5 protein-coding genes are annotated in these 3,975 nt (G+C 71.8%); 2 read left to right on the top strand and 3 right to left on the bottom strand.

The genetic code is table 11. The annotated features are described in order from the left end of the window. Nucleotides 1-100: 100 nt before the first annotated feature. The 3 genes from JF597_RS01595 to JF597_RS01585 form a co-directional block, all read right to left on the bottom strand. Nucleotides 101-283 (bottom strand): hypothetical protein, encoded by a 183-nt coding sequence (locus JF597_RS01595; protein WP_293987533.1) that lies wholly within the window; start codon nucleotides 281-283, stop codon nucleotides 101-103. A 101-nt stretch (nucleotides 284-384) separates the two neighbouring features. Continuing rightward, entirely contained in the window at nucleotides 385-927 is a 543-nt protein-coding gene (locus JF597_RS01590) for a cysteine hydrolase (protein ID WP_293987531.1), read from the bottom strand. Beyond that, the gene (locus JF597_RS01585; protein ID WP_293987529.1) at nucleotides 924-2,393 is read right to left on the bottom strand and encodes a cytosine permease; all 1,470 of its coding nucleotides are present in this window, start codon (nucleotides 2,391-2,393) and stop codon (nucleotides 924-926) included. The genes JF597_RS01590 and JF597_RS01585 overlap by 4 nt, the downstream gene beginning before the upstream one ends. A gap of 236 nt (nucleotides 2,394-2,629) precedes the next feature. Between JF597_RS01585 and JF597_RS01580 the strand changes: the two genes are divergently transcribed. Further along, nucleotides 2,630-3,472 carry a hypothetical protein gene (locus JF597_RS01580; RefSeq protein ID WP_293987527.1) on the top strand — a complete coding sequence of 281 codons (843 nt, stop codon included), beginning with the start codon at nucleotides 2,630-2,632 and terminating at the stop codon, nucleotides 3,470-3,472. Nucleotides 3,473-3,520: 48 nt separating this feature from the next. Further along, the gene (locus tag JF597_RS01575; RefSeq protein ID WP_069758731.1) at nucleotides 3,521-3,898 is read left to right on the top strand and encodes a peptidase inhibitor family I36 protein; all 378 of its coding nucleotides are present in this window, start codon (nucleotides 3,521-3,523) and stop codon (nucleotides 3,896-3,898) included. The last annotated feature ends 77 nt before the right edge of the window (nucleotides 3,899-3,975 follow it).

Genomic DNA, 3,975 nt, shown 5'->3' with positions numbered 1-3,975 from the left:
CCCTGGTAGCGGCGGTCGTGCGGCCCGCCCGCGGACATGATCGCCCGGGGCGCGGTGCTGCTCGCGTACCCGAGCGTGCCCAGAGCATGCGTTCGGGACGTCAGGGAATCAGCGCGATGTGCTCCGAGGGCAGACCGAGCGTGTCGCAGCCGACCCGCCGCAGGAGAGGCTCGTACATGCTGGGTGCCGAGGCCGAAGGGGTCTCCGCCTGGCCTGCGAGCGCGGGCCTGAGGGCCACGGCCCGTTCGATGATCTCCCGGCCGGTCTCGGGTGCGGCGGCCACGATGCCTCCTGGCGTGTGGGAGCCGTCCGTTCGCGATGCGCTACGAGCGATTCAACACGGCCGGGCGCTGCCCGGTACCAACCGGATATCGCCAAGTGCCTTCAGTTTCTGATCAGTTGATCCACGGTGACGACCCGGACCAGCGGCCCGTACAGCGCCATCACGTCCAGCGCCCTGGCATGGGAGTCGTCGTCGACGCCCGCGCAGGCATCGGACACCACCAGGGTCTCGACGCCCGCGTCGACGGCGGCGAGGGCCGTGGACAGGACGCAGCAGTCGGTGCTGACACCGGCCAGGACCAGGCGGCCCTCGGGGCCGACCCGGGTGGCGAGTTCGGGGGTCCACTTGCCGAAGGTGGTCGCGTCCATGATGTGCGGTGCCCGGTCGGCGAACTCGTCGGTGAGCCGCCACAGCGGGGCGTCCGGCGGCTGCAGGGCGAAGGCCCACCGCGCGTAGTACGCCCGCCAGGCGCCGGTGGGCCGGTCGGGGGCCACGAAGCGGGTGAACGTGACCCGTTCGGCGAAGGCCGGCAGCAGCCGCCGTACGCCTGCCGCAGCCTCGGCGAAACGAGGGGTGGCCCAGGGACTGCCGGGCTCGGCGAACACGCGCTGCATGTCGATGACGGCCAGCACACCGGTCGTCATACGGCGCCCTCCTGTGCGCGGACCCGCCCGCGGCCGAAGGCCAGCGTGCCGAGGAAGCCGAGGGCCAGGGCGGCCAGGACCCCGAGGTTGGCGTAGGCCCAGGCGCCGGACTTGCCACCGAGACCGAAGGGGTCGAGGAGATAGCCCTGCCAGTCCAGCCAGCTCGCGGCCGAGTTGGTGACCAGCCCCCAGCCGAGGGCGGTGGCGAGAACCGTCAGGATCAGCGGGGTGGGCGGCACGTCGCCGTAGCGGCCGCTCGGACGGTAGAGGTCGGCCTCGTCGTAGTCACGGCGGCGCAGGGAGAGGTCGGCGAGCATGATGCCGCACCAGGCGGCGATGGGAACGCCGAGGGTGGTGAGGAAGCCCATGAACTGGCCCAGGAAGTCGTCGGCGAAGAACACGATGTAGATCGAGCCCGCGATCATCAGGACACCGTCGACGAGCGCCGCCAGCGGGCGCGGGATCCTGAGGCCCGCCGAGAGCAGGGCGAGACCCGAGGAGTAGATGTCGAGGACCGCGCCGCCGACCAGGCCGAGCACCGCGACGACGGCGAAGGGCACCAGGAACCAGGTGGGCAGGATGGTGGTGAGCGCGCCGATCGGGTCGGCGGCGACGGCCTGACTGAGCTCGGTGGACGACCCGGCCAGCAGCAGCCCGAAGACCAGCAGGAGCAGCGGGGCCACGGACGCGCCGAAGGTGGTCCAGCCGACCACGGCCCGGCTCGACGAAGTGCGGGGCAGATAGCGGGAGTAGTCGGCGGCGGCGTTGACCCAGCCGAGACCGAAGCCGGTCATCATGAAGACCAGCGCGCCGATGAACTCCTGGGCGGAGCCCGCCGGGAGGGCACTCACGGAGCTCCAGTGGATGTGGTCGGCGACCAGCCCGACGTAGACGACGGTCAGTACGCCCGTCACCACGGTGATCACGGTCTGGAGCCGCATGATCAGGTCGAAGCCCATCACCCCGCCGACGACGGTGAGCCCCGCGACCACGATCAGGGCGATCACCTGGGTCTTGGTGCCGCCGCCCCAGCCGAGCCGTCCGAAGACGGTCGCCGTGGCCAGGGTGGCGAGGGCGCACAGTACGGTCTCCCAGCCGACGGTGAGCACCCAGGAGACCACCGACGGAAGGCGGTTGCCGCGCACCCCGTAGGCGGCACGGCCGAGCACCATCGTCGGCGCGGAGCCCCGCTTGCCGGCGACCGCGACGAAGCCGCACAGCAGGAACGAGAAGACGATCCCGATCACGCCGGCCACCAGCGCCTGCCAGAAGGAGATCCCGAAGCCCAGCGCGAAGGAGCCGTAACTCAGGCCGAGGATGGACACGTTGGCGCCGAACCACGGCCAGAACAGCGTCCGCGGGGTGCCCTTGCGTTCTGCGTCGCCGATCACGTCCAGCCCATGGGTCTCCACCTGGAGCTGCCGGGCGGTGGATCTGCTGTCGGGGGATCCCGAGGAGTCTGTCATCGTCGACCTGCCTGTTCAGACGTGTTGGGGCGACGGTAGGCAGGGGGCGCGGGGGCGTCAATCACGCATCGCCCGCACGACCCGCCCTATGACTTCCGAGGATCACAGCCGTCCCGCCCTCCCCTGTACTGGATGGCGAGCCGACGAGGAGTCGGAACGGCTGAGCCCGCCGCGGTTTTACGGGCGGGCGAAGGACGGGGGTGTCCGCGGTGCGGGCTTCGAGGTTTGTCTCCGCAGTGGCGCTGTCCGTGTGTGCGGCCACCCTGGTGGGCGGCTGCTCGGACGGCGGCGACGGGAGCGCACCGGGTTCCGTACCGCGGTCCGTCCGCGCGCAGGACGATCTGCTGAAGAGCGCCGAATCCACGCTTGTGCGACGGTGTCTGACGGAGCGCCAGGTAACGGCGCGTGCCGACGGCGGCGACGGGCAGGGCCGGGGAGCCGCTCCGCGGCGGGAGTTCCCGTACGGGATCGACGATCCCGGCTGGGCGGCCCGGCACGGGTTCGGCATCCCGGTGGAGCGGAGCTCGCGGCAGCAGGAGGCCGGCGCTTCCAAGGAGCAACAGCGCCTGTCCGACGCCCTGTTCGGCACCGGGCACCGTGAGCTGTCCACCCGCACGGCCACCGGACTGGTCGTCCAGGCGAACAGCGACGGTTGTCTGGCCGAGGCACAGCGGGCCCTCTACGGCGACCTGGACCGCTGGTTCCGCACCGAGGTCACGGTCAACAACCTCGCTGCCGCCGCTCACCGGCGGGTGACCCAGGACCCCGTCCACCGGGCCGCGCTCGCCCGCTGGTCGCGCTGTGTCGCCCCCGTACAGCAGGCCGACAGCCCCGGGGAGCTGCGCAGTGCGTGGCAGCGCCGGGCCCGTGGCCTCACTCCACGGGAAGCGACCGCCCTGCAACAGCGGTTCGCCGTGGCCGAGGCACGGTGCGTGCGGCGCACGGACCTCGCCCGGACCGGTGCCCGGCTGGAGAAGCGGTACGCCGCCGAGCTGCGCGCCGAGTACGCCGACGTGATCGCCGAGCACCGGCGGCTGCGGGACCACGGGCTGCGGTACTCCGCGCGGCACGGCCTCTGAGGCTCTTTCCTGTCACCTCACCAACACCACATCGAAGGGATCGACATCATGCGCAAGACCTTCATCACCGCGGCCGGACTGTTCCTCGCCGCCGGCACCGCCCTGGCCGTCGTACCGGGCACGGCCCAGGCCGCCGCACCCTGCGGCCAGGGGAGCTTCTGCGCCTACACCGACGCCAACTACGGCGGCCTGTCGGTGGGTTGGACCGGCGACGACGGCTGGTGGGAGAGCAACATCGCGGACGAGGACAGCTCGTGGGCCAACCACGGCATCTCGGGCCCGGGCATCAAGGACCACGTCAAGGTGTACGCCAGTGCCTGGCAGGGCGGCGGTGTCACCATCTGCCTGAGCCCCGGGCAGGAGGTGCCGTACAACGCGGCAGCCAACGACCGGGGAGACTCGCACATCTGGACCAGCAGCTGCTGAACGCACACTCCCGCGGGCGCGCCGGTCCGCGGCGGCCACATCAGCCTGCCCGGTGTGATCGCCGCCGCGGCCCGTGC

This window comes from Streptomyces sp. (assembly GCF_019510245.1).
GTDB lineage: Bacteria > Actinomycetota > Actinomycetes > Streptomycetales > Streptomycetaceae > Streptomyces.
The sequence above is the reverse complement of the archived record's forward strand: the minus strand, read 5'-3'. Positions and strand labels throughout refer to the sequence as shown.